General features: G+C 50.0%; 20 protein-coding genes. 12 read left to right on the forward strand and 8 right to left on the reverse strand.

The window, feature by feature from the left end; all coding sequences use genetic code 11:
- Positions 1 to 5 precede the first annotated feature (5 nt).
- The 3 genes from BLQ88_RS04085 to BLQ88_RS04095 are packed head-to-tail and all read right to left on the reverse strand — an operon-like array spanning position 6 to position 2,033.
- Complete coding sequence (locus BLQ88_RS04085) at positions 6 to 704, reverse strand: hypothetical protein (protein ID WP_090146966.1); 699 nt, start codon at positions 702 to 704, stop codon at positions 6 to 8.
- Complete coding sequence (locus BLQ88_RS04090; protein ID WP_090146968.1) at positions 701 to 1,468, reverse strand: LVIVD repeat-containing protein; 768 nt, start codon at positions 1,466 to 1,468, stop codon at positions 701 to 703. The genes BLQ88_RS04085 and BLQ88_RS04090 overlap by 4 nt, the downstream gene beginning before the upstream one ends.
- Positions 1,469 to 1,493: 25 nt before the next feature.
- Complete coding sequence (locus tag BLQ88_RS04095; RefSeq protein ID WP_229212565.1) at positions 1,494 to 2,033, reverse strand: LVIVD repeat-containing protein; 540 nt, start codon at positions 2,031 to 2,033, stop codon at positions 1,494 to 1,496.
- 164 nt (positions 2,034 to 2,197) lie between these two features.
- Here BLQ88_RS04095 and BLQ88_RS04100 point away from each other — a divergent pair, with 164 nt between their 5' ends.
- Positions 2,198 to 3,187 carry a c-type cytochrome gene (locus BLQ88_RS04100; RefSeq protein ID WP_090146970.1) on the forward strand — a complete coding sequence of 330 codons (990 nt, stop codon included), beginning with the start codon at positions 2,198 to 2,200 and terminating at the stop codon, positions 3,185 to 3,187.
- Between the two features lie 742 nt (positions 3,188 to 3,929).
- Complete coding sequence (locus BLQ88_RS04105) at positions 3,930 to 4,610, forward strand: response regulator transcription factor (RefSeq protein WP_090146972.1); 681 nt, start codon at positions 3,930 to 3,932, stop codon at positions 4,608 to 4,610.
- On the opposite strand, the gene BLQ88_RS04110 is transcribed toward BLQ88_RS04105, so the two are convergent.
- The 5 genes from BLQ88_RS04110 to BLQ88_RS04130 form a co-directional block, all read right to left on the reverse strand.
- Positions 4,599 to 5,285 carry a pseudouridine synthase gene (locus BLQ88_RS04110; RefSeq protein ID WP_090146974.1) on the reverse strand — a complete coding sequence of 229 codons (687 nt, stop codon included), beginning with the start codon at positions 5,283 to 5,285 and terminating at the stop codon, positions 4,599 to 4,601. The two genes, BLQ88_RS04105 and BLQ88_RS04110, sit on opposite strands and share 12 nt — an antisense overlap.
- 81 nt (positions 5,286 to 5,366) lie before the next feature.
- Positions 5,367 to 6,104, reverse strand: a complete 738-nt coding sequence (locus tag BLQ88_RS04115; RefSeq protein ID WP_229212566.1) for a DUF1361 domain-containing protein — start codon at positions 6,102 to 6,104, stop codon at positions 5,367 to 5,369.
- A 71-nt stretch (positions 6,105 to 6,175) separates the two neighbouring features.
- Positions 6,176 to 7,591 (reverse strand): DEAD/DEAH box helicase, encoded by a 1,416-nt coding sequence (locus tag BLQ88_RS04120; protein ID WP_090146976.1) that lies wholly within the window; start codon positions 7,589 to 7,591, stop codon positions 6,176 to 6,178.
- A 216-nt stretch (positions 7,592 to 7,807) separates the two neighbouring features.
- Entirely contained in the window at positions 7,808 to 8,284 is a 477-nt protein-coding gene (locus tag BLQ88_RS04125; RefSeq protein ID WP_090146978.1) for a YdeI/OmpD-associated family protein, read from the reverse strand.
- Between the two features lie 15 nt (positions 8,285 to 8,299).
- The gene (locus tag BLQ88_RS04130; RefSeq protein ID WP_176884882.1) at positions 8,300 to 8,941 is read right to left on the reverse strand and encodes a 3-keto-disaccharide hydrolase; all 642 of its coding nucleotides are present in this window, start codon (positions 8,939 to 8,941) and stop codon (positions 8,300 to 8,302) included.
- Positions 8,942 to 9,131: 190 nt separating this feature from the next.
- Here BLQ88_RS04130 and BLQ88_RS04135 point away from each other — a divergent pair, with 190 nt between their 5' ends.
- From BLQ88_RS04135 to BLQ88_RS04180, 10 genes are all read left to right on the forward strand, one after another.
- Complete coding sequence (locus BLQ88_RS04135; protein WP_090146981.1) at positions 9,132 to 10,904, forward strand: ABC transporter ATP-binding protein; 1,773 nt, start codon at positions 9,132 to 9,134, stop codon at positions 10,902 to 10,904.
- A gap of 115 nt (positions 10,905 to 11,019) precedes the next feature.
- A complete protein-coding gene (locus tag BLQ88_RS04140; protein WP_090146983.1) occupies positions 11,020 to 12,432 on the forward strand; it encodes a capsule assembly Wzi family protein in 1,413 nt (470 codons plus the stop codon).
- A gap of 98 nt (positions 12,433 to 12,530) precedes the next feature.
- On the forward strand, positions 12,531 to 13,997 hold the full coding sequence (locus tag BLQ88_RS04145) for a capsule assembly Wzi family protein (protein ID WP_090146984.1): 1,467 nt from the start codon (positions 12,531 to 12,533) through the stop codon (positions 13,995 to 13,997).
- Between the two features lie 3 nt (positions 13,998 to 14,000).
- Positions 14,001 to 14,750 (forward strand): tyrosine-protein phosphatase, encoded by a 750-nt coding sequence (locus BLQ88_RS04150; RefSeq protein WP_090146986.1) that lies wholly within the window; start codon positions 14,001 to 14,003, stop codon positions 14,748 to 14,750.
- A 292-nt stretch (positions 14,751 to 15,042) separates the two neighbouring features.
- Positions 15,043 to 15,795, forward strand: coding sequence for a polysaccharide biosynthesis/export family protein (locus tag BLQ88_RS04155; RefSeq protein ID WP_229212567.1), 753 nt, complete (start codon positions 15,043 to 15,045; stop codon positions 15,793 to 15,795).
- A gap of 53 nt (positions 15,796 to 15,848) precedes the next feature.
- A complete protein-coding gene (locus tag BLQ88_RS04160; RefSeq protein ID WP_090146988.1) occupies positions 15,849 to 18,230 on the forward strand; it encodes a GumC family protein in 2,382 nt (793 codons plus the stop codon).
- Positions 18,231 to 18,604: 374 nt separating this feature from the next.
- Positions 18,605 to 19,927: a UDP-glucose dehydrogenase family protein gene (locus tag BLQ88_RS04165; protein ID WP_090146990.1), complete on the forward strand. Its 1,323-nt coding sequence runs from the start codon at positions 18,605 to 18,607 to the stop codon at positions 19,925 to 19,927.
- Between the two features lie 75 nt (positions 19,928 to 20,002).
- The gene (locus tag BLQ88_RS04170) at positions 20,003 to 21,025 is read left to right on the forward strand and encodes an NAD-dependent epimerase/dehydratase family protein (RefSeq protein ID WP_090147130.1); all 1,023 of its coding nucleotides are present in this window, start codon (positions 20,003 to 20,005) and stop codon (positions 21,023 to 21,025) included.
- Positions 21,026 to 21,140: 115 nt separating this feature from the next.
- Positions 21,141 to 22,631, forward strand: coding sequence for a hypothetical protein (locus BLQ88_RS04175; RefSeq protein ID WP_229212568.1), 1,491 nt, complete (start codon positions 21,141 to 21,143; stop codon positions 22,629 to 22,631).
- 18 nt (positions 22,632 to 22,649) lie between these two features.
- The gene (locus BLQ88_RS04180; protein WP_090146993.1) at positions 22,650 to 23,840 is read left to right on the forward strand and encodes a polysaccharide pyruvyl transferase family protein; all 1,191 of its coding nucleotides are present in this window, start codon (positions 22,650 to 22,652) and stop codon (positions 23,838 to 23,840) included.
- The last annotated feature ends 18 nt before the right edge of the window (positions 23,841 to 23,858 follow it).

The following is a 23,858-nucleotide window of genomic DNA, read 5'->3' on the forward strand; positions in this document are numbered from 1 at the left end:
CACAATCATTCCCTGCGGTATTTTCCCAAAACCAAGCCTAAATGGAAGCCTGCTACCATGCTGGGGCGCAGGTCCGAATGGCCGGCACGGATAGTTTCCCAGTTGTCGTACATATTACGGACCTCCCAGTCGGCGACGCCGGCCGTTCTCGACCTGACGTGGATGCTCCTGAAACCGACGCCTGCGAAGACATCGAATATGAAACGGCCGGGCGTGATAAACTGCCAGCCGAACCGCGCGTGCCCTGCCCACACGTTCTTGTCCTGCCGCACGTCCTTGTTTTCAAAGAATGAACACGGGCCGAACTCAGTTTGACAATCCCTGCCGATCCACTGATTTTGGCGGTATACCACTTTCTTATACAGCACTTCGGGACCGACGTAAGCCCGCATCCTGCGCCGTTCGAGAAAATACCATTTCAAATGCGTGCGGCTCTTGTAAATGTCCCTTTCGGGCCTGTCGTCATCTTCATCGAACCAGAGATTGAAACTGGAATTTCCGTAACCGAGGTCTTCCTGCAATGCAAAGTTGCCTTTGCCCAACGGTATCTCGACGCCAAACTGAATGGTATTATCGAAGTCATACATCGGCAGCGGCGAGTACTTGATGATCACATGCCGCTTCGCCGATTCCACGTCGAACTGGGCGAAAGCGCTGCAAACAGGGAAAATTAATGCAAAAACGGCGGGTAGGACACGTCTCATAAAACCGGGATCTTGCTGAGGTACGTGATGCTGTCCGAATCGTCGTAATTGTATTGATAGAGGCCTCCATTACCGGTAACGATCAGATGGTTGTTCCGCACAATGACGTCGTAGGCGGGTACGTCCCGGAAGAATTGCTTCTGAACGGGCGCTTTCGGATCGGTAATGTCCATCATCTTAAAGCCCCTATCTCCCTCGCACACAAAGAGCTTGTTGCCCGATACGCCCAATCCGTAAGGCGAGTCCATTCGTTGGCTGCCTACCATTTGTGGTTTCTCCGGATCGCTGATATCCACCACATCCAGCGAACTGAACGAGCCGCCCGGCCGGCAGTTCACGCCCGTACGTAGCGTCACATACGCGTACCGCCCCTGCACCACCACGGGATCGCAGGAAAGCACATGGGTGTATTTGGTCAGAAACTTGGGATCATTGGGTTTAGCATTATTATAAATGTACATGCCATCCATAGCGCCGATAAACAGGTTTTTCTGATAGGGGAAAATCGTTTCGATTCCGACGCCCAGGTTCCTGGTGGCCGCTTTCGCCGGATTTCCGCCATCATTGATATCATATACTTCCAACGATTGCTTGGAGACGATATACAGCGTGTTATCAGTGATCGCAAACCGGGCCATAGAGCCGCCGGCACCTGTCTGAGGAGAGGGTCCGGAGTCGCCCGAATTTTCGTTACAGGCATTGAGCAGGAGCATCAGCCCGATCGCCGCGAGCCCGAGGAATAAGAGGGGTATCAACTTTTTCATAGCTAAACGAATGTTCTTTGAATGATTACCTGTAACAATTGGGCTGCTTCTCCATTTCCACCTTCTCCCAATCCACCACAATGCCCTTCTTCGGGTCGGCGCATTCGAAGTAAATGCCCGTCAACGGCGGGTAGTTGTAACCCGGAATGGCATTCGGGATGGTCTTTGTAAACTTGGGCGCCCTGGGATCGGCGATGTCGATCACGAGCAGGTTCGAGAGGTTGTCGGCGTACAGCCAATTGTCCTTCACGGCAATATCATAGTTACCCAAAATGGAGATAAACGAAAGGTTTTCCGGCTTTTTCGGATCGGTGTTGTCAATGATGTGAATGCCCTTGCCGAGCTCGTTGACGAACAGGTAGCGATCGAACGTGTAGATTTTTCCTGGCTTTTTCAGCGCCTGTGCTGCCTGCACCTCCACTTTCGCAATTTCATCAGGGCTTTTGTACACCGGCCGGTAACCTGTACCATTGAATTTTTCATTGCCGACAAATGGATCGGGCTCCCGGTGAAAGCAGGAGAGCATCAGCAACGCGAGGCAGCTTGCTAGTAAGGTTCTTTTCATGGCAGCAGTCAGGATTGATTTGCGTTTTAGACACAATGTTGCATGTAAACGTTGCACACATTTTCTCCTGTTTTTTCTATAAATAACTAAGTATTTGAGCTTTAAGGGAATTGTCGTACCTTATCCGTAATCCTCTTATTCACCATCTCTATCACCCCTCTGTTATGAAAAAGCTACTCAAAATCGTGGGCGTACTGTTACTTGTCATTATCCTGGTTGCCGCAGTCGCCGCAGCCTATGTTAAGACAGCCCTGCCGGATGTAGGCGAAGCGCCCGTACTTTCCATTGAAAAAACACCCGCGCGGATCGAACGCGGCAAGTACCTCGCCAACCACGTGGCGGTATGCGTGGACTGCCACAGTACCCGCGACTGGTCATTATTTTCGGCCCCGCTGGCCAGCGGCAATTTTGGCGGAGGCGGCGAGCTTTTCAGTCGGGATATGGGCTTCCCCGGCGTGTTTTATGCCCGAAACATCACGCCCTACGGCATTGGCAAATGGACCGACGGCGAAGTTTTTCGCGCCATCACTACCGGTACCAGCCGCGACGGCCGCGCATTGTTCCCTATTATGCCCTACCTGAACTACGGCCAGCTCGACCAGGAAGATATTTACAGCCTCATTTCCTACATACGCACGCTCGCACCCGTGCAGCACGACATCGACGAACCGGTATACGATTTCCCGGTCAACATTCTCATCAATACAATGCCTGCCAAAGCCAACCTCACCCAGCGGCCCTCCGAAACCGACCAGGTAGCTTATGGCCGGTACGTGGCTACGGCGGCAAGCTGCATAGAATGCCATAGCAAACGGGAAAAGGGCGAAAAAGTACCGGGTACCGAATTTGGCGGGGGAATGGAGTTTATTATGCCAAACGGCATTACCACCTCGGCTAACATTTCACCCGACAAAACCAACGGCATCGGCGCCTGGACTGCCGACGCATTCGTGCAGCGGTTCAAACCTTACGCCGATTCCAGCTACAAACCGCACAAAATAGGTCCGAACGAAATGAATACGCCTATGCCATGGACAATGTATGCCGGAATGAAGGAGAGTGATCTGAGAGCGATCTTCGCGTATTTGCAAACTGTGAAACCGCAAAGCAACAAGGTGGTGAAATTCCGGCCCGGGCTTGGCAGCGCCGACTAGAAATAAAACGGGGATCTGCATGACGCAAGATCCCCTTCCTTCTATCGTTGAGTAAAACCGATATGAATGTAGTGACCTAATTCGTAGAAGCTATAAAACTGATATTACATTCTACACGATTATTATCCATCGGTTACAGCTGTAAAAGTCTTTTTAGCGCGCATCCACGCACGAGATTCGTTCTGAAACACAACGACATAGAACCCGTACTACATTGCAACAACGTTGGCGGTGACACGACCAGCCATCCACTGAGATAATGCCTTTTGTTCAAAATTCCTCTACATAGCAATATCTAATCAATTAGTATAAATTTTTAAATAAATCTAACTTTTGTGACACTATACGTTAAATCGTGTATTTGTGATAATAAAGTTTGTTTTATAGTTTCAGCCTGGAAGTTCTATCTCAAACTGCTATGACAGGCATAGAACTGATACATTTTTGCACTCAACGTTAAGAAATATCAAGATGACACGAACAAACAACTTACTGACCGCGCCTCATGGCTGGCTCCTGCAAAAGGTCCCACGACGCCCTTTATTTCTGCCAGCCCGACTCACTGAAACGGCATAGTCTTCGACAGCCTTCTTTCTCGTTGTAACGAGTCACAATTATCGATTTACAGATTCAGACATGTGATATAGTATGCCGTACTGCTGTACGAGCGGCTAACCGCATGCGAAAACCGACTATTCCGTCCATTGGCAGGCATCTGCCCTGCCGTTAACACCCTCCAAAAATGAAAATAGCATTAATCGACAGCCATCTGATCTTTACCGAGGCATTAAAAATCAATTTGCTGAATGCATTGCCCGCGGTCGAACGTGTAGATACTTATACTTCCATTGAAAATTTTGTTGCGCGCAAAAACGATTATGCGCCCGACATCGTCATTTCCGAGCTGTCTTTCTACGGCAAGTACGATAAAGGCGTCGACGCCCTCTTCCGCGCTGTTTCCGCCGACACGAAAGTGATTATTCTCACGTCGCTGAATGACGACTGGCTGATACGTAGTTACATGAGGCTCGGCGCAAAAGCATTCCTGACCAAGACCTGCCCATCCCAGGAGCTCATAACGGCCATTGCGCAGGTTCGAAAGGGTAATTTGTTTTTATCCGAAGACGTCCAGAAAATATTATCGGTCGGAATTTCCACCGGAACGCCATCCGCAGACTACCTGTCGAGCATCGAACGGGCGATCCTCGAAGCGCTTTCCCGGGACGAGCCATTCAGAACCATCGCGGATAACCTGAACATCTCGATGATCGAGTTCAAATATCACCGGCGGATGCTGATGGAGCGCTTTAACGTCAAGCATTTTGTGAGTCTTGTTGACCTTACCAAGAAACCTGGGTTTTTGAAAACAAGAAATATGAAAGTTAAGGCAATGGCCGATACCAAAAGTTATTCACTTCAATAGCAATACCTCACGCATCCTCAAAAACTCCGCCTGAAAAGGCGCCTCGATCGTCACGGGTTCCTTCGTTACGGGATGTTCGAATTCCAGCGACACCGCATGCAGCATCATCTGCATTAAATTCAAATGCTCCTTGAAATAGCGGTTCTGCTTGTTACATCCGTGCGGGCGGTCGCCGATGATCGGGTGCAGGATGTGCGCCATGTGCTTGCGAAGCTGATGCATCCGACCCGTGGCGGGGTTTAGCTTTACGAGCGAGTAGCGCGATGTGGGATGCTTTCCGATAGCAAACGGCACCTCGGCCCGCGTTAATGTCTCGTAGTAGGTCAGCGCGTCCTGCGTCACGCCGTCGTCCCGTTTTAATGGATAGTCGACTTCACCGGTATCCGGGGTGTAACCTCTCACAATGGCATGATAGGTTTTGTTGATCTCGCCATCCATGAATTTGCGCTGCATTTCACTGTTAGTGGCTTCGTCCAGGGCGAATAGTAACACACCGGAGGTTTTGCGGTCGAGACGGTGGACGGGGTATACTTTTTGGCCCAGCTGGTCGCGCAGGAGTTGCACAGCGAACACATCGGCATCACTGGCGATGGGTGACCGGTGTACGAGCAGGCCGTTGGGTTTATTGATGGCAACTAGACTTTCCCTCCGGTATAAAATCTGCAAAGGTTCCATCCGATGCTATTCAAAAATCAAATGTAAAAACTTTGCACTTACCATTGCCGGCTCCTAAAATTTCAATAACGTGATCAATAATTAATGATTTTCGGGTTCGGTATTCTTCTTCGAATGCCTGATCCGGAAACGTATCACTCCCCACAGTACGAGGTATAATATCCCCAACAGCATCCCGATTTCCATCGCAAATACCCAGGCTGTGCGATCCAGCAGGCTTTCGATGAGATTGTCGAAGATCGCCCTCGGCTCGTGAATGATGTCCCAACTGTTCATGCGGCGTACGCGGCCGAGGTACACGCCAAAGCCCGCAAGCGGCAGGCTGACGAGCAGCAAGGTATTGGCCGTCTTCCGGTCGAACACCCGCCGCCATGAGCGGTGGATCCAGTAGAGCGACACCAGCCCATTGAAAAGGCTCACTTCGGCATACGAGAACAGCATAATGATGTCGTGCCACGTCAGATCACGCTGGTAATCAACGGTGAGGTGCGCGAGATCGGTGATCATATAGGGCGCATTCGGGAAGAATGCCAGCCAGGCAATGCTGAGAATGCCCAGCATTACCGGAATATGCCCGAAACGCTTTGTGAGATTATCTGCAAAGAAGGCAATTATGAGCGGTATCCAACTCAGAAAGAGGTTCCAATCGAGCGAAAAATCAACCGGGGAGTTGAAAAGTATGCGGATAAGGTGGAAAAATACCGCAAGCAAGCTCAGAAGCAAGAGCAACAACAGCGAAAACAAGCCCTCCATCGTAATGATGGGAGGATCGGATACGCTGAATTTATAATTCCTTATCCAATCTATCAAACGGTCCAAGTGTACGTAATTTAAGTTCTTTCATGACGAATAAGCAAAACAAACAATGCTCACGTCTGACCAACTCTGATTCAAGAGGCCTGTACCTCACTGGGGTTTACGGTTTTCGGCTGATCCTTTTTAGGTCTCCTCCGCTTGTTCCTGCGCTTCGGCTTGGTCGAAGGCGACTGTCCGTCGACTGCTGCCTCGGGAGCCGTTTCTACGGCACCCGTTGTTACGCCGGAAGTGTCCTGGGGTTTGCCTTCGCGATGTGGTTTTCTCGCGGAAGGCGTTGCCGGTCCACCTTTTTTCTTTTTGTTCTTGTTATTACTACGCCCTCCCGAACGAAAACGTGGCGGCTCGAATACAGGAGCCTCGCCCAGTCCCAGTTCTGCGGTGACGGATTTCTTCTCCAATTCCTTCTCAAAAAGCCTTTCGATCTTCAAAACATATTTCTGATCGTGCTCATTGATGAACGTCATGGCTGTGCCTTTTGATTCGGCGCGTGCTGTACGCCCTATACGGTGCACATAATCCTCGGGGTCGCGGGGGACATCGTAGTTCACTACATGGCTGAGATTATCAATATCTATGCCGCGGGATAAGACGTCGGTCGCTACAAGAATCGGAAACTGCCGGTTCTTGAAATCTCGCAGTACAATTTCACGTTCGCCCTGCTCGGAATCAGATGAAATACCATGCGCACCGAGGCCCAGTTTGCGCAATGCGCGCACGATCGGCTCCACGTTGGATTTGCGGGAAGTAAACAACACCATGCTGATATTTTCAACGCCTTTCAGCAAATGCATCAGCAACGGCAGCTTCTGCTCGTCCCTGGCAAGGTAAAACTGCTGGTCGATCCGGTCGGCAGGACGGGAAACGGCAAGCCTGATCTCCTCGGGGTCTTTCAGAATGCGCTTTGCCAGGTCGCCGATTTTGGGAGGCATAGTGGCCGAGAACATCAATGTCTGCCTTTCATTCGGCAGATAGCTCATAATTTTCAGGATATCGCCCAGGAAACCCATATCCAGCATACGATCGGCCTCGTCGAGGACCAGATGCCGCAAGTCGCGGAAATGCACGTAGCCGAGCTGCAAATGCGCAATAAGCCGACCCGGGGTTGCGATGATAATGTCGGCACCCTGTGTCAATGCCTTTTTCTGCTGGTCCCACTCGGGGCCTTTGTTACCGCCATACACGGCAATGCTGGTAGCTCCGACGAAATACCCCAGCCCTTGAATCTGCTGGTCGATCTGCACGGCCAATTCGCGGGTAGGCACCAAAATCAATGCACCGGTGTGTTCGTTGGCCTCGTGGGCTACTTTGTCGAGAATGGGGATCAGGTACGCGGCCGTTTTGCCGGTTCCCGTTTGTGCGCAGGCGAGCAAATCTTTGCCGCTGAGAATGTGTGGTATAGCCTGCTCCTGGATAGGCGTTGCCTGTTGGTAGTTCATGGAATCCACGGCGTTTAGCACGTCTTCGTGGAGTTCAAATTCGTTGAAATTCAAAATTCAGCTTTTAAAATCTGCAAATCCGTTGATTTACAGACATGTTATAGATATAGCTGACCTTGATTTTCCCAGTCAGCAAACCGCTCGATTTGAACAAATATAACCAATTAGTGCTAAAACGACAAGAAAGGTGTGAAAGGATTATGTCAGGTGTAGGCATTTTTAGTCAGGCGTAGTGATCCCTGACAACACCTGGCAACGCCTGACCAAACCTTACACGATGCGCCCGTTTTTCAGCCTGTCGGTCATCATAATAGACCGATCGATGCGCACCTGGACGGATTTTGCGCTGGCAATGTAGTGGATAATGGCCCGCTGGTTCACGGGCTTGGCATGCTGAAAAAGGCGGTTCGCCTCTTCGTCCTGGGCTAACAATTCCTGTAATTCTTCCGGCATATCGCGGCCGTATTCGCTGTCGTCTTTCCGGACAGTCGCGTGGAGCTTTTGGCCTAAAACCAATTTTCCCTGCTGGCGCAGTTGCGTCGCCACATTAATATAGAAGCCTCCCCCACCCTTCGGCCGGATCGCGCATTGGAAATGCACCATACCGTTGATCACGCAACGCACACGCGCGGGCTTACGCCCCTCGGTGAACTGCGCGGCCACTTCGTCGGGTACCATCATATAAAATTCGCCTCCCTTTTTGGGGAGGCGTTCCAGTATCGATTCAAAATGTACTTCTTCTTCCATGGGAAGCGAATGCTTTTACTCGGTCAATGGACGAACCTGAATGTCTTTGTAATACACCACACTCTTCGGATCGTGCGCCTGCAATGCAAATGTACCTTGTTTCAGGAATTTATTCTTCATTTCGCCCTGGCGTTTGTCCACGTCGGTTTCTTCGTAATCCACTACCACTTTGTCGTTGATCTTAATGGTAATATGCTTGCCTTCCACTTTCACGTATTCGGTATACCACTCATTGTCTTTCACGTAAGTTTCCTTCACATCAACCACATTATAAAGGCTGCCGGTGCGCTTGTAGTCGGTATGCGACTGGTTCACCTGCACTTCATAGCCTTGCGACGGCCAGCCGTCCTCCTGGTAGGTAGTGTGAATGAAAATTCCGGAGTTCGAGCCCGGTGTCGTTTTCACCTGCGCCTTGAACTCGAAATTCTTGAACATATGGTTCTTGATAGGTCCTTCATAAAAAAGGTGCGCACGCGGCCCGGCCACTTTAATGGTACCGTCCTCGATCGAAAAGGAGCTCGCATTCGCCCCGATTTTCCAACCGGTTAAATCTTTTCCATTGAACAGGCTGATCCACCCGTCCTGTGCGTGTGCAGAAATTCCAAGGGCAATGCTCAGCAAAACGGCGCTGCAAAAAACATGCATTAGTCTTTTCATAAAAATTCCGGTTTGTTAGTTCAAAAAGGTGGTTTGTGAAAATCGGTTAACGAGTAAGTAAACCGCAAACACCCAAAAACTACTGATTCTTCACATAAAGTTTACCCACCGGAGGGCAACCTTCGGACGCATTTTGTGGTTGTAATGAGCCGGGTAACGCTCCGCGGCTCCCGCAACCATCAGTTTTAGCATGAAAAACCCCTACTTATCCCTGCTTGCCACCGCCTGGCGCTATGCCCGGCAACAACGCGGCCGCTACCTGCTCGTCTACGGAATGTTTGTGATGGCCAACCTCGTGCTGGCGGCCCACCCGCTGCTGTACGGCTGGTTTATCCAGTCCATTCAACAGGATGCGGAAGGCACCTTGCGCAACGTGTGGGTGTACGGGGGTGCATACCTGGGCCTGGTCCTGCTCGAATGGGCGTTCCACGGGCCCGCACGTGTGATGGAGCGCAAACTGGCATTCGACCTGAGCCGCAACTTCCTCGACGAACTGTATCACCAGGCATTGCATTTGCCCATCCGCTGGCACCAGGACCACCACAGCGGCGCGACGATCAACCGTATCCGCAAAGCCTATGAAGCATTGAAGGACTTTTTCCAGAACGGCTTCATGTTCCTGCATGCATTTGCCAAATTCATCTTCTCGTTCATCGCGATCATCTGGTTTTCGCCACTTTTCGGTGCGATAGGCGTGCTTATCGGCATCATTAATGTGTATGTGATATTCCGATTTGATAAACCATTCATCAAAGCACTCGACGAATCGAATGAGAAGGAGCACGTCGTTTCTTCCACCTTGTTCGACAGCCTTTCCAACATCATCACGGTCATCACATTAAGGCTTGAAAAAAGGATGAAAATCAGCCTGATGAACAAAGTCGCCGATGTATTTCCACCTTTCCGGCGATCGGTTACGATTAACGAATGGAAATGGTTCGTGGCCAGCGTATTCATCGGCATTATCTACGTTGTGGTTACCATCGGCTATGTATACCAGCACTATATACCCGGCGAGGTGTTTCTCGTGGGCGGACTCGTGACCCTGCTGAGCTATGTGAACCAGTTTACTTCGGTATTCCAGGACATTGCCTGGCAGTACACCGAGATCATCCGCTACAACACCGAAGTACAAACCGCCCGGGCCATCGGCGAGGCTTACCGCGAGCACCACCGCGTCGACGAAGCCGGCGACCTCCCCGAAAACTGGCAGGAGATCCATATCAGCAACCTCAATTTCTCACACGGCGAGGTCTATGACGCCAAAAGCCAGGGCCACAGTCTCCACGGCCTCGATATCCGCATTCGACGCGGCCAGCGCATTGCATTCATCGGCGAAAGCGGCAGCGGTAAAAGTACGCTCCTCGCATTGCTGAGAGGCCTGTATCAACTCGAAAAGGACGTGAAAGTAACCGTCGACGGCCAAAACGAAGCCGCCATCGAAATGCTCGCCGACCAGGTAACGCTCTTCCCGCAGGACCCTGAAATTTTTGAAAACACGATTGCCTACAACATCACCCTCGGCCTGCCCTTCGAGGACAGCGACATTATGCAAGTCTGCGAAACCGCGCATTTCGCCGATGTGGTCGACAAACTGCCGAAAGGCCTCGAATCCAGCATCCAGGAAAAGGGTGTGAACCTCTCCGGCGGACAAAAGCAACGCCTCGCCCTCGCACGCGGCATCCTCGCGGCGCGCACAAGCGACATCGTACTTCTCGACGAGCCTACCAGCAGCATTGACCCGAAGACGGAGGCGATGATTTATGATAAGATGTTTGCGGAGTTTCGCGGCAAAGCAGTGGTATCGACCCTGCACCGCCTTCACTTGCTGGCTAAATTCGACTACGTGTACATTCTCCGCGACGGCTACCTGATAGACGAGGGCACATTCGATGATCTTTACCGGAACAGTCCCGTGTTTCAGGACTTGTGGCAGCATCAGGAAACGTTGAGCCGGACCTAAATGTGGCGGATTAACCACATGTTAACAATTTGACAAATTTTGCCATAAAACTAGTTGGATGCCTTAACAATGCCGCCTAGTTTCCTATATTTGGGTAAGACTCAACGTTATCTTAATGAAAATAAGCCTATTACTACTTTTTTTTGTATTATTCTGCCTTCCGGGCTTTTCACAGAATGCTTCATTAAAATTTAGTCTTCAAGCCGAGGGATCCGTCACTTCCAATGATGTCGTCCCATTCTGGATGCGCAGTAACCAGTTTGGAAGCGTCCCGCTTTCCGGTGTGGCTGCCGGGTTCACCGCCAAAGCAGAAAAAAGTTATAGTTCTTCCAAAAATCGCTTTTTCGACTGGGGCGCCGGTTTTGAAGGTCGGCTAAATGCGGGGAACCGGGTAAATGCGTTACTCATTCAAGGTTATGGCAAAGTAAAGCTCGGCGCCTTCCAAATTCGCGGCGGACGGTACCGGGAAACCATCGGGCTGGCCGATACATTGCTCTCATCGGGCAGCTTCTCCGTTTCCGGCAATGCATTGGGTGTTCCTAAAATAGAGCTCTCCGTTCCAGAATTTTACAGTATCCCAATTCTTAAAAAATTTATTGCTGTCAAGGGAAGCTATTCACATGGCTGGATGGGCACCCTGCCTATCCATTTTCCATACCGCCAGGTAAATGAAGCGAAAACCTATCTGCACCAGAAATCACTCTATCTTCGGTTTGGGACTCCCTCATCAAAATTGAAAGTTTACGCAGGGCTGAACGACAATGTGCAGTGGGGAAACAACAAGAAAATTTTCTCCAAAAACGAGTTCACGCTTTCTCCCTGGGAGGAATATACCTACGTTGTTTTAAGCAAACGGTTCGAATATTCACAAGTCGGCAACCACCTCGGTTCGCTGGATTTGGGACTTACCTACGATACGCCCTCCATGACCATTATGGTCTACCGTCAGAACTTTTTCGACAAGGATGGCCTGAAACACCTGGCCAATGCCGCTGATGGACTGAATGGTATCAGTTTTACCTCGAAAAGCCCGGATAATGAACGTTTTCGCCTCAAAAAGGTCGTATTTGAAACAGTTTACACCAAAAACCAGGCAGCCGACGCCGTGAAAAGGCTCGGACTGCTGGGTTACGAGGATTATTACAATAATTATATCTACCGCGAAGGCTGGTCGTACCATGGCCAGGCGCTTGGAATGCCGCTGATCACCACCACATTGGACGGAAAAGGCGATTTACCAAGGAACGAGCAGGAATATTTTATCAACAATAGACTACTGGCCTTCCACGGCGCGGCGTCGGCCAGCTCCAAATCATGGTCAACCCTCCTAAAACTAACATATTCAATGAATTATGGCACATTTTCGACTCAAAAGCAGTTCGGTAACCGAACGCAATTTTCGGGTTACGCGGAAGTACGCAAAGCATTCAGGCACGGTTTTAGTCTGGGATTGGCGGCGGCGCTGGATGCCGGTGATGTAATGCCTTCCTCCGTGGGAGTGCTCACCAAGCTGGCAAAATCCTTTTAAGCGCTCTGAATTGTTCAAGGAATAATTCAAACCGACCACCTCTCAATAATTGGATTATTGACCGGAGTCAGTAACTTTGCTTGTACTCAACGTAAAACATGAAAAAAATACTGATAGCACTTGTGTGCTTAACCCCCCTCCTTGAAGCTAAGGCCCAATTCCCATACGTCCGATTCGGCCTTGAAGGCCAGGCCGGCTACACATCCAACGACCAGGTTCCCTTCTGGATGCGCTCCAATCAATTCGGAAGTGTTCCACTGTCAGGCGCTTCGGCAAGTCTGATAGGCAGTGCACGCGTGGATTACGATACTTCCCGCACCAAACTTTTCGACTGGGGCGCAGGCGTCCAGGTGCGCGGCAACGCAGGAAAAGGCTCCAATCTGACGCTCATCGAAGGATACGGAAAGCTTCGCATCGGGATATTCCAACTGCAAGGCGGACGTATCAAACAAGTAATGGGATTATCGGACACATTGCTGACGTCCGGAAATTACGCAATCTCAGGCAATGCACTGGGAATCCCCAAAGTCGAGATTTCGATTCCAGAATATTACGCCATCCCGTTTTTGGGACGATTTGTGGCATTTAAGGGCAATTTCGCGCACGGTTGGATCGGGAAGACGCCGGTGCAATACGGAGATACCAATATGACGACAACGCAGTTCCACCAGAAGTCGCTTTACGTGCGACTCGGGAAGCCGGCGAGCAAGCTGAAACTGTATGGCGGGTTTAATCACCAGGTGTTTTTTGGGGATGAAAAATATGTGTGGTCCGAACGTAGTTTCCGCAACAAGAAGTTCAACCTCTCCGAATGGAAAACCTATGAATACATTGTCCTGGGAAAAGTCTGGAATTGGAGCAAGGTCGGAAACCATATAGGCTCCATTGACCTGGGCCTGGAATACGCCCTGAAAAATTCACGGCTTTTGATATACCGGCAGACATTCTATGAAGTAGGCGGACTAGCCCACCTGTCCAACGTCATGGACGGCCTTCACGGGATAAGCCTTACCAATACCAGGACCGACAGCAAACGTGTAAAATGGAATAAGCTTCTGCTGGAAGTGCTCCTGACTAAAAATCAGGGCGGCGAGACCTGGTCGAAAGTAACGCCGTCGGGTGATGAAGATTATTACAACAATTACATGTATACGGAAGGCTGGTCTTACAACGGAACGGGCCTTGGCAATCCGCTGATTACTGCCCAGAAGGATATGCGTCCGGGCCAGCCTCATTACCCGAAGGATTATTTCGCCAACAACCGTGTGATTGCCTTTCACGCCGGGGGGGATGTCGACTTTAACGAGTGGAACATGCTCGCGAGGCTGACCTACTCGATCAACTACGGAACCTTCGGGACCAGCCCGCAGGGACACACCACCGGTGAAACACACACGCAACCCATATATGGTTTCTTCGAACCTACCAACCAGTTTTCCGGCTTTGTGGAGGTCGGACGGGCTTTGAAAAACAACATGAGAGTTTCCGGGACAGCGGCGCTGGACCAGGGAAGATTGCTTAATAATTCGTTCGGATTGCAACTTAAGCTGTCCAAAACATTCTGATTTATGCTGAACTGGCTATTTGGAAAAGAGAAGTCGGTCGAACCGATTCAGTTGAACAGAATTGGCATCGACATTCATTCACACCTCATCCCGGGTATCGACGACGGTGCCCAGACGGTCGAAGAATCGATGGAGATGATCGTGAAGATGAAGTCGCTGGGCTACTCGCGGCTGGTAACGACCCCGCACGTAATTTGGGACTGTTACCGGAACACCCCTGCCATTATCATGGAAGGACTTCAAACCCTGAGGGCGGCCTGTTCCGCTGCCGGGATCGATATTCAAATCGATGCAGCCGCGGAGTACTTCCTCGACGAACATTTTGTAGAAATGCTTCGCAATGGTGAGCAGCTATTGACCCTGCCCGGCAACCGGGTATTGGTGGAGCTCCCCTACTCGACACCCCTGATGAATACTTCGGAACTACTTTTCACCATTATTGAGAAAGGTTATCAGCCGGTACTCGCTCACCCTGAGCGGTATACGTACTTTTATTCGGACCCGTCCATTTTCAGGAAGCTTGTCGACCAGGGATGTGAGTTGCAGGTCAATGCTCTTTCCCTCGGAAATTATTATGGGCCTAATGTAAATAAGATGGCCGAGTGGTTGCTTGAAAATCAATTGATTACATTTTTAGGCTCTGACGCTCATAAAATGGCACATTTGAACATGATCGCGAAAGGTGACAAGAACCGATGGCTGTCCAAATATCCGTTTCAGAATGAAAAACTTATTGAAATCCTACAACCATAATTGAATTTATTCTATATTTGTAATGCACTTTCATCGACAAAAGGATTGCACATTACCAAGAATCGCCAAATTGAACGCTCAATTTCCCCTTGGCGAACACTTCAAAAAAGGAGTAGCAGCGCCTGGCGAAAAATCACAAAAAATCTCAGAAAATAAAATCAAAATACTGATTAACAAATACTTAACAAAGAACACATTTCTTACTCAACGTAATAATATGAATATGCGCCCTGCAAACTTGAAGCGAATCAACGGTTTGTTATTTTTCATTTGTGTCGTGATAATAGCAGGAATGAGTTCCTGCGCGTCTACCAAGTCTATTGTATATTTCCAAGGCGACTCCGCACGCTACTCTTCCCAGGAAATCAGCCAAAAATATGTCCCGACTATCCAGTCGAACGACCTTCTTTCCATAGTCGTGGGAAGTTTGAACACAGAGGCCAACGAAGTTTTTAATACACCCAATACCTTCACCACCGCCAGCACCAACTATTCGACAACGGGCGGGGGTGCCCGCCTGCAACCACTGGGTTATTTGGTAGATTCTGACGGTACGATCGAGATTCCGCTGGTCGGGAAATTGAAAGTAGCCGGCATGCGCACGACAGTAGCCGCCGATACGATCCGGATCCGCCTCCAAAACTATCTGAAAGAACCTACCGTAATCGTAAGAAACCTGAACTTCAAGGTATCCGTCCTGGGCGAAGTGGTACGTCCGGCTGTGTATGTGATCCCGGACGAAAAAATATCCCTGCCCGAAGTGCTAAGCCTTGCAGGTGACCTCACCATTTACGGAAAAAGGACCAATGTGATGGTAATCCGGGAGGAAAATGGTAAAAGAGAATACGCAAGAATCGACCTGACGAGCCGTAACATATTCGAATCCCCGTATTACTACATGCATAAGAACGACGTAGTGTATGTCGAACCCATTAAAACCAGGATCAATGCTACCGACCGAAATGTACAGTTGGTACCGATTGTAACATCCATCGTTGCGGCAGTCGGAACCTTGGGTATCCTGATTCTCAATTTTACAAAGTAGCGTTTTTAGTTACCCGGCCGCGTTCTGCCGCTTTACGATAATTTACTCAACATATGAATCATCACGCCACTTCTGCCGACCAGGAACTTCTCGACGACGAGCAGGACTTCAACCTTAACGAGTACATCGCCCGGTATTTCCGGTACTGGTATCTCTTCCCTGTATTTCTGGTTCTCGCATTCACAGTTGCCTTCTTTTATCTCCAAATCACCCAGCCGGTTTACAGCACCAAAACCACGATCCTGATCAAGGACGAGAAAAAAGGGCTTGGCGGATCTCAGGGCGATATTCTTACCGAGCTGAGTTCCCAGTTCGGGGGCAACAAGCTCGTTGAAAACGAACTTGAAGTGATCAAGTCCCAAACCCTGATGGAGCAGGTGATCAAAGAGCTCACACTGGACGTGTCCTACACGGCCAAAGAAGGTTTGCGTACCGTTAACCTCTATAAAACAAGTCCGGTCATAATTAAGGCCGAAGTGATTACCCCTTTCGGTTTCCAGGAGCCGATGACCATACACATTGAAGACAGCACGCATTTCCGCTTCAATGACGAAGACAAGATTTTTACTTTCAACCAGCGTTTCAATAATGCCTGGGGTGCATTTGTGATTACAAAGGGTGCCCAGTCGGATGTTCAGGATTTGAAGGTACATTTCACCGATGTCGAAAACCTGGCCGAAAATATGTTGAAACGGTTGTCGGTTGAACAGCCAAACATCAAAAGCACCGTACTGGAACTGACCTATGAAGATTCCAATGTTCAACGTTCGAAGGACGTGCTCAACAAGCTCCTGGACGTGTATGTGCAATCCTCATTGAGCGACAAAAACAGCGAAGCGAGCAACACCCTGAAATTCATTGAAAACCGTCTCGGTTTGATCACCGGGGAACTTGGCGACGTTGAGAGAGATGTAGAATCCTACAAAACCAACCAGGGTATCACTGATATTAGCGCGGAATCGCAGCTTTTCCTTGAGAACATCAAAGAGAACGACACCAAACTGAACGAGGTAAATACCAAAATCAGCATCCTGGAAAGTGTCGACAACTACATCCAGAATGCCGGTGAAGGCGCCGTTGCCCCGGCGACCTATATGATCGACGACCCTGTATTGGTATCGTTGCTGACGAAGTTCAATGAACTCGAACTTCAACGTGAAAGGTACGCCCGTACGACCTCGCCGAACAACCCGCTTTTGGAAACAATCAATACCCAGCTTGCCGGTACCCGCCAGTCGATCCGCGAAAACGTGCAAAACCTGAAACGCGGGATGGCTGTCACCAAAAAGAACCTGGAAAACATCAATACAAGGTTCTCTGCCGGTCTGCGCAGCATTCCCAAAAAGGAAAGAGAATTCGTTGGCATCAAGCGCCAGCAATCCATTAAGGAGGAACTGTACCTGTACCTGTTGAAGAAAAGGGAAGAAACCGCACTCGCATATGCCTCAACGGTGACCGACAGCCGGTTGATCGATGCCCCTATTGCTACATTCAATCCTATCAAGCCCAAGAAGGCAGTGGTATGGCTCGGCGCAGGCGTGATCGGGATCATCATTCCGGTGTTGCTGATCAACCTCCTGTTTATGCTTAACAACACCGTTCAGCGACGCGAAGAGATCGAAAAAGTAACGCATTCGTCGATCCTGGGCGAAATCGGACAGATGAAAGTACAGGTGAACGGACTGCCTGGCGAGGAATCCATTATTAAAATGACCAGTAGAAGTGCCGTTGCAGAGCAATTCAGGGCACTGAGAACGAATTTGCAATACCTGGGCGACGGCAGCTGCCGGGTGCTGATGTTCACTTCCTCCATTGGTGGTGAAGGAAAGAGCTTCGTCAGTATCAACCTTGCGGCCAGCCTTGCATATTCCGATAAAAGAGTGTTGCTGATCGGGCTTGACCTGCGCAAACCGACGCTCCACGATCGCCTGATGGTGCCTAATAAATTCGGGGCATCCAACTGTCTGATCGGACAAGGGCATTATGAGGATTTCATTCAGAACACGGGTGTCCATCCAAAATTCGACGTACTGACCAGCGGGCCAATCCCGCCGAACCCGTCGGAGCTGCTAAGCAACGGACGCTTGCCGGTACTCCTGGCCGAATTGCGCGAGAAATACGATTATATATTGATCGACTCCCCTCCTTACGGCCTCGTGACCGACTCGGCCCTGATCGCCGAGCATGTGGATGCCACGCTGTATATCGTCCGGTTCAACTACACGATCCACGATCACCTGAAGCGTATCGGCGAACTGCAGCGTATGCGGAGATTTACGAACCTGTCTGTAATCTTTAACGGCGTGAACTACGGTGTAGGGTACGGATATGGCTACGGATACGGCGGATACGGCTACGGTTACTATGCCGAAGAATCGGAAGGCGCTGTGAAGGCCGTGGGCTCTCGTTTCAAGAAACTAGTTGGAAAAAGCTAAGATATTGAATATTGAATTCCCCGGGGATTTACCTGCGAAGGATTACAAAATGCCCGGGGATTAATATCAATTCAAGCAAGAATTGCAATTATCGAAGACTTTTAACGAAAGGTTGCGGCGGATCACAAAATTAGACTATTTTTAGTTACAAGATCCGGCGATCAACACCCGGAAAACGGATAAGCCCCAGGGCTGATGCCGTAATTATAAACTCAACGTTATTTATGAAAAGAAAACCACTCAATCCAGTCCCTGGAAGTCCTCCGGGCAACATCCATCCAGCAACGCCCGTCGGGCATCAAGAGTTGCAGCTGATTTGCGCTCGCCATCAGCGATAATTGGAGATACATTAATCAATCTTACTAGATAAAGACATGAAAATAGCAGTGGTGGGAACCGGCTATGTTGGTCTTGTAACAGGTACTTGTTTCGCTGAAACGGGAAATCAGGTTACATGCATCGATATCGATACAAATAAAGTTGCCCGTCTTCAAAAAGGCGAAATACCTATTTACGAGCCAGGGCTCGATGTTCTTTTCGAAAGAAACATCGCCGAAGGACGCCTTGACTTCACGACGAACCTGACCGAAGGTATCAAGGGTGCCGAGGTTATCTTCCTCGCCCTTCCCACGCCTCCGGGCGAAGATGGTTCTGCCGACCTGAAATACATTCTGGGAGTCGCCAACGACCTGGGCCCGATACTGGAACAGTACGCCGTGATCGTCGATAAGAGCACCGTTCCGGTAGGCACTGCCGAAAAAGTGCAGGCAGCTATCGCCCGGAATGCGAATGTCGAGTTTGACGTGGTATCCAATCCTGAGTTTTTGCGCGAGGGCGTGGCTATCGAAGACTTCATGAAGCCTGACCGCGTGGTGATCGGGACTACTTCGGAGCGCGCGCAAAAGGTGATGGAAAAGCTTTACGCGCCCCTGGTAAGGCAGGGCAACCCGGTCATTTTCATGGACGAACGTTCAGCGGAAATGACCAAATATGCAGCCAACTCTTTCCTGGCGATGAAAATCACATTCATGAACGAGATCGCCAACCTGTGCGAGCGCGTGGGTGCGAATGTGGACGATATCCGTAAAGGCATCGGAACCGACAGCCGCATCGGCAAGCGCTTTTTGTTTGCAGGCATCGGCTACGGTGGAAGCTGTTTCCCCAAGGATGTGCAGGCGCTGGCTAAGACTTCGACCGAATATGGCTATGACTTCCGTACGCTGGAAGCCGTTATGGCCGTGAACGAAGACCAGAAAACAAGACTGATCCCTACCCTGACCGACCATTTCGACGGGAATCTGCGTGGGCTGACCATCGCGGTGTGGGGCCTGGCTTTCAAACCAAATACGGACGATATCCGTGAGGCACCCGCCCTGGAAAATATCAAGGCATTGCTCGCTTTGGGTGCGCGGGTGACAGCTTACGACCCGGAAGCGATGAACAATGTCGCCAAACTCATTCCCGAGATAACCTATTGCCACACGCCTTACGCGGCACTGGACGAGGCCGATGCATTGATGATCTTTACCGAATGGCCCCAGTTTCGCACACCCGATTTCGAGAAGATGGGCAAGCTGATGAACAACAAAGTCATTTTCGACGGCAGAAACCTGTACGACCTTTCCGTGATCAAGGAAACAGGTTTTGCGTATTACAGCATCGGTCGCGACTCGATCAACGCGGAAGAGCTCGTTTAGGAGACGGCCGGCCGGAGGGCATCAGGGCAGATTCCGGATGTCGATTTTTAGGACAACAAAATTTTACTCAACATGATGAAGGTTTTAGTAACAGGCAGCGCCGGATTTATCGGCTTTCACACCGTCAACCAGCTTCTCGGTGATGGATTCGAAGTAGTAGGTCTTGACAACATCAACGACTATTACTCTCCCCAGCTCAAATATGCCCGCCTCACGGAGGCAGGCATCGATCAGGAAAATATCAAATGGTACAGCCTGGTCCAAAGTTACACCAACCCGAACTACCGGTTCGTCCGGATGAACCTGGAAGACAAGCAACAGCTTTTCAGTCTTTTCCAATCCGAAAAATTCGACTACGTCATCAATCTTGCCGCACAGGCCGGCGTTCGGTATTCCATTGAAAACCCCGACGTTTATGTGCAATCCAACATTATCGGCTTCCATTATCTGTTAGAGGCGTGCCGCCATTTCGCGGTGAAGCACCTGGTGCACGCATCGTCATCATCGGTATATGGCGCCAATGCCAAAATCCCTTTCTCGGAAGACGATAAAGTGGATTCTCCTGTGAGCCTCTATGCGGCTACCAAGAAAAGCAATGAACTAATGGCTCACGCCTATGCGCATTTGTACGATATCCCGGTTACCTGTCTGCGGTTTTTCACCGTGTACGGTCCGTGGGGACGCCCCGATATGGCACCTATGCTTTTTGCCAAAGCCATATCCGATTCAAAGCCTATCAAGGTTTTCAACAACGGTGAAATGGAGCGCGACTTTACCTACGTGGGCGACATCGTGAACGGGATCGTGCAGGTAACAGGCACACCGTTCGAATCGGGCCTTCGCTACCGTGTTCTGAATATCGGTAACGGATCGCCGGTGAACCTCATGGATTTTATTTCCGAACTGGAAAAAGGGCTCGAAAAAGAGGCCGTCAAAAACTATATGCCTATGCAAGCCGGCGATGTGCCTAAAACATGGGCAAGCCAGGACAACCTGACGCGCATCACCGGTTATACACCGAACGTTCCGCTTACAGAGGGAATCCAGGAGTTTGCCAGATGGTTCCAAAACTATTTCTATGCGCAGGAAGTGCACTGATGCTTCCGCTACGAAAAGCTCACACATTACAGGAAAGTAACGAAAGATTGAAGTGAAAGCAGCCAGCAAGGTCATACTCAACACAGGCATATCATATGGGCGAATGTTCCTCACCATGGGCATATCCCTGTATGCAACCCGTCTGATCCTGAATGCACTGGGAAGTACCGACTATGGCATTTTCAACCTCATTGCCGGTGTCATAGCCATGTTGTCGTTCCTGAACAACGCAATGGCTACCTCCACCCAAAGGTTTCTTTCCTTCTACCAGGGGAAGAATGACCTGGATATGCAGCGGTCGGTTTTTGCCAATAGCCTTTTGCTGCACCTTGTCATTGGGGTCGTGCTGGTAGCCATACTGGAAATTGCGGGCCTTTTTCTCTTCGACAACTTCCTGAATATACCGGCCGAAAGGATCGGGTCGGCGAAGACGATTTACCACTTCATGTCGGGAACTGTATTCTTTACAGTGTTCGCGGTGCCGTTCAACGGATCGCTGATCGCCCATGAAAACATGGCTTGGGTGGCGGTTGTGAATATCGTCGAAAGCCTGTTGCGGCTAGCCACTGCATTGTTTCTGGCTTCGGCCGCGGGCGACAGGCTGATCATCTACGCTATTTTCACAATGCTTGTGGCCATTGCCAGCTTCATCTTGTACGCGGTCTATTGCTATCTGAAATATCCCGAATGCAGGATCAATCATGTCGGATCACTGGTAAACCGTGGTTTGATGAAGGAACTGACCTCTTTTGCGGGTTGGAACCTGTTTGGCTCGCTATGTTCGGTGGGACGTAACCAGGGGCTTGCGGTTTTATTGAACCTTTCGTTTGGAACGGTCATCAATGCCGCTTACGGTATTTCCAATCAGGTTTCGGGCCAGCTTGCATTCTTCTCTTCCACGATGCTCAGGGCAGTGAACCCCCAGATCATGAAGAGTGAAGGGGCTAACGACCGGGAGCGGATGCTGCGCCTGTCGATGATCGCCAGCAAGTTTGGCTTCTTTATGATGGCCATCCTGGCAATTCCCTGCATTTTTGAGATGAAAGCCATCCTGGCATTCTGGCTGAAAACCGTACCGGATTACACGGTCATCTTTTGCCAGCTTTCATTGATCAACATTTGCGCCAACCAGCTGACCATCGGCTTGCAATCGGCGATACAGGCGGTGGGCAAAGTCAAAGTGTACCAGATCATCGTAGGCTCCACGCTGTTGCTCAATCTTCCGATTGCTTATGTGTTACTGAGAACCGGGTTCCAGCCCTATTCGGTAATGTGGGTATCCATCGCCACGGAGCTGATAGCATGCGGGTTCCGCATTGTACTGCTTCAAAAGCTGGCATCCATGTCGGTACGCGAATATTTCCGCAATGTGCTAAGTAAGGAAGTGATCCCTACGCTGGCGGCAATAGCCACGGCGGCCACGTGTACAACCTATATCGTGCATGAATGGCGTCCCTTGTTTACCATTGCAGCCTCCGCTACCGCCTGCATTGCGGGCATTTTGCTGGCGGGGCTTTGCAAGGATGAAAAAGCCATTATCACCAAGTTAATTTCAAAAATCCTGAGTTTTCCCAAGGCAAAACAACTTGCGAAAACCATTAGCTAACTTATAATATCAGCATTCATGAGTCAGATTCTTGTCATCGGCGCATTTGACCGGTTTAACTACGGAGACCTTCTTTTTCCCATTATTATCGAGAAAGAGCTGGGCACCTATCCGCACCGTAATACATTGAACTATTATGGTATTGTTAACAGCGACCTCAGCGCCCTCGGAGGCAAGCCCACACACAACATTCTTGATTTTTACCAGAACTGCAACCATGGCAGCGATAAGGTAAGTGTGATCATAGCCGGCGGAGAGGCAATCGATGCGACCTGGACCTCGCTGCTTGCAGCACTTAATCCTTCCTTCCAATTGTTCTGCCGGGTAGTCAACAAGTTCAACCTTCCGATCGATTCGGACTGGGTAGCCCGGAAAATGCTGAAAGGGGAAACCAACCTGCCTTTCACCTTTTCGAAGGACAATTTCAAGAATGTGAAGACGGTCATTTTTAATTCCCTGGGAGGTTCCAAAATCAGCGCCAAAGCTCCTAAAAAAGAGAAAGAACTCTCAACCACCCTCGAGCAGGTCGATTACCTGGCCGTACGCGACAAAGTGACGACCAAAAACCTGATGGCCAAAGGGATCGTCGCCAAGCTCGTGCCGGATTCGGCGATTCTTATGTCGAAGTTTTTCCCGGTGGAAGAACTGGCATTGGCTGTTTCGTCGGAAATATCGGAGTATGTCCGTGATAATGCCGGGGAATATCTGTTTTTCCAGATCAACTGGAGCCGCGGCAAAGGCCATGAAGCGGAGATCGCCGCCAACCTCGACCGCATTGCAAAAGAAACCGGAACGAAAATATGCTTCTGCCCTATCGGCACGGCGCTTAACCATGACGACCAGATTGCCCTGGGCAATATCCGGCCGCTTATGAAAGAAAAGAGCGTGTTATTCAGCGATGTAAATATCTGGAACATTATGTACCTCATCGCCAACAGTAAAGCTTACATGGGAACGAGCTTGCACGGCGCTATTACAGCCATGAGCTTTGCACGTCCGTACATTGGTTTGTCTGTATTAAAACTAAACAGCTACCTAGACTCGTGGGGTGTGGAGCCTATGAACCGGGTGGTGCAGATCAACGAAATGGTAGACCAATTCAAGCTGGCCATTCAGGTAAGCCCTGAAAAACTCGCGGAATCACGCGCTCTTCAGATGCGCGAAGTAGAAAAATCATTTGAACGCATGGTGCAGGTGCTTAACAACTAAGCCACCCGCCCTGCCTGA

It is taken from the genome of Dyadobacter soli, assembly GCF_900101885.1.
GTDB lineage: Bacteria > Bacteroidota > Bacteroidia > Cytophagales > Spirosomataceae > Dyadobacter > Dyadobacter soli.

Coding starts and splice junctions, on each gene's coding strand:
- BLQ88_RS04105 (WP_090146972.1), top strand. CDS start 3,930: ATGAAAATAGCATTAATCGACAGCCATCTGATCTTTACCGAGGCATTA.
- BLQ88_RS04125 (WP_090146978.1), bottom strand. CDS start 8,284: ATGGAAGAAGAAGTACATTTTGAATCGATACTGGAACGCCTCCCCAAA.
- BLQ88_RS04085 (WP_090146966.1), bottom strand. CDS start 704: ATGAGACGTGTCCTACCCGCCGTTTTTGCATTAATTTTCCCTGTTTGC.
- BLQ88_RS04150 (WP_090146986.1), top strand. CDS start 14,001: ATGCTGAACTGGCTATTTGGAAAAGAGAAGTCGGTCGAACCGATTCAG.
- BLQ88_RS04140 (WP_090146983.1), top strand. CDS start 11,020: ATGAAAATAAGCCTATTACTACTTTTTTTTGTATTATTCTGCCTTCCG.
- BLQ88_RS04095 (WP_229212565.1), bottom strand. CDS start 2,033: ATGAAAAGAACCTTACTAGCAAGCTGCCTCGCGTTGCTGATGCTCTCC.
- BLQ88_RS04155 (WP_229212567.1), top strand. CDS start 15,043: ATGAGTTCCTGCGCGTCTACCAAGTCTATTGTATATTTCCAAGGCGAC.
- BLQ88_RS04175 (WP_229212568.1), top strand. CDS start 21,141: ATGGGCATATCCCTGTATGCAACCCGTCTGATCCTGAATGCACTGGGA.
- BLQ88_RS04100 (WP_090146970.1), top strand. CDS start 2,198: ATGAAAAAGCTACTCAAAATCGTGGGCGTACTGTTACTTGTCATTATC.
- BLQ88_RS04130 (WP_176884882.1), bottom strand. CDS start 8,941: ATGAAAAGACTAATGCATGTTTTTTGCAGCGCCGTTTTGCTGAGCATT.
- BLQ88_RS04110 (WP_090146974.1), bottom strand. CDS start 5,285: ATGGAACCTTTGCAGATTTTATACCGGAGGGAAAGTCTAGTTGCCATC.
- BLQ88_RS04145 (WP_090146984.1), top strand. CDS start 12,531: ATGAAAAAAATACTGATAGCACTTGTGTGCTTAACCCCCCTCCTTGAA.
- BLQ88_RS04180 (WP_090146993.1), top strand. CDS start 22,650: ATGAGTCAGATTCTTGTCATCGGCGCATTTGACCGGTTTAACTACGGA.
- BLQ88_RS04170 (WP_090147130.1), top strand. CDS start 20,003: ATGAAGGTTTTAGTAACAGGCAGCGCCGGATTTATCGGCTTTCACACC.
- BLQ88_RS04135 (WP_090146981.1), top strand. CDS start 9,132: ATGAAAAACCCCTACTTATCCCTGCTTGCCACCGCCTGGCGCTATGCC.
- BLQ88_RS04165 (WP_090146990.1), top strand. CDS start 18,605: ATGAAAATAGCAGTGGTGGGAACCGGCTATGTTGGTCTTGTAACAGGT.
- BLQ88_RS04160 (WP_090146988.1), top strand. CDS start 15,849: ATGAATCATCACGCCACTTCTGCCGACCAGGAACTTCTCGACGACGAG.
- BLQ88_RS04090 (WP_090146968.1), bottom strand. CDS start 1,468: ATGAAAAAGTTGATACCCCTCTTATTCCTCGGGCTCGCGGCGATCGGG.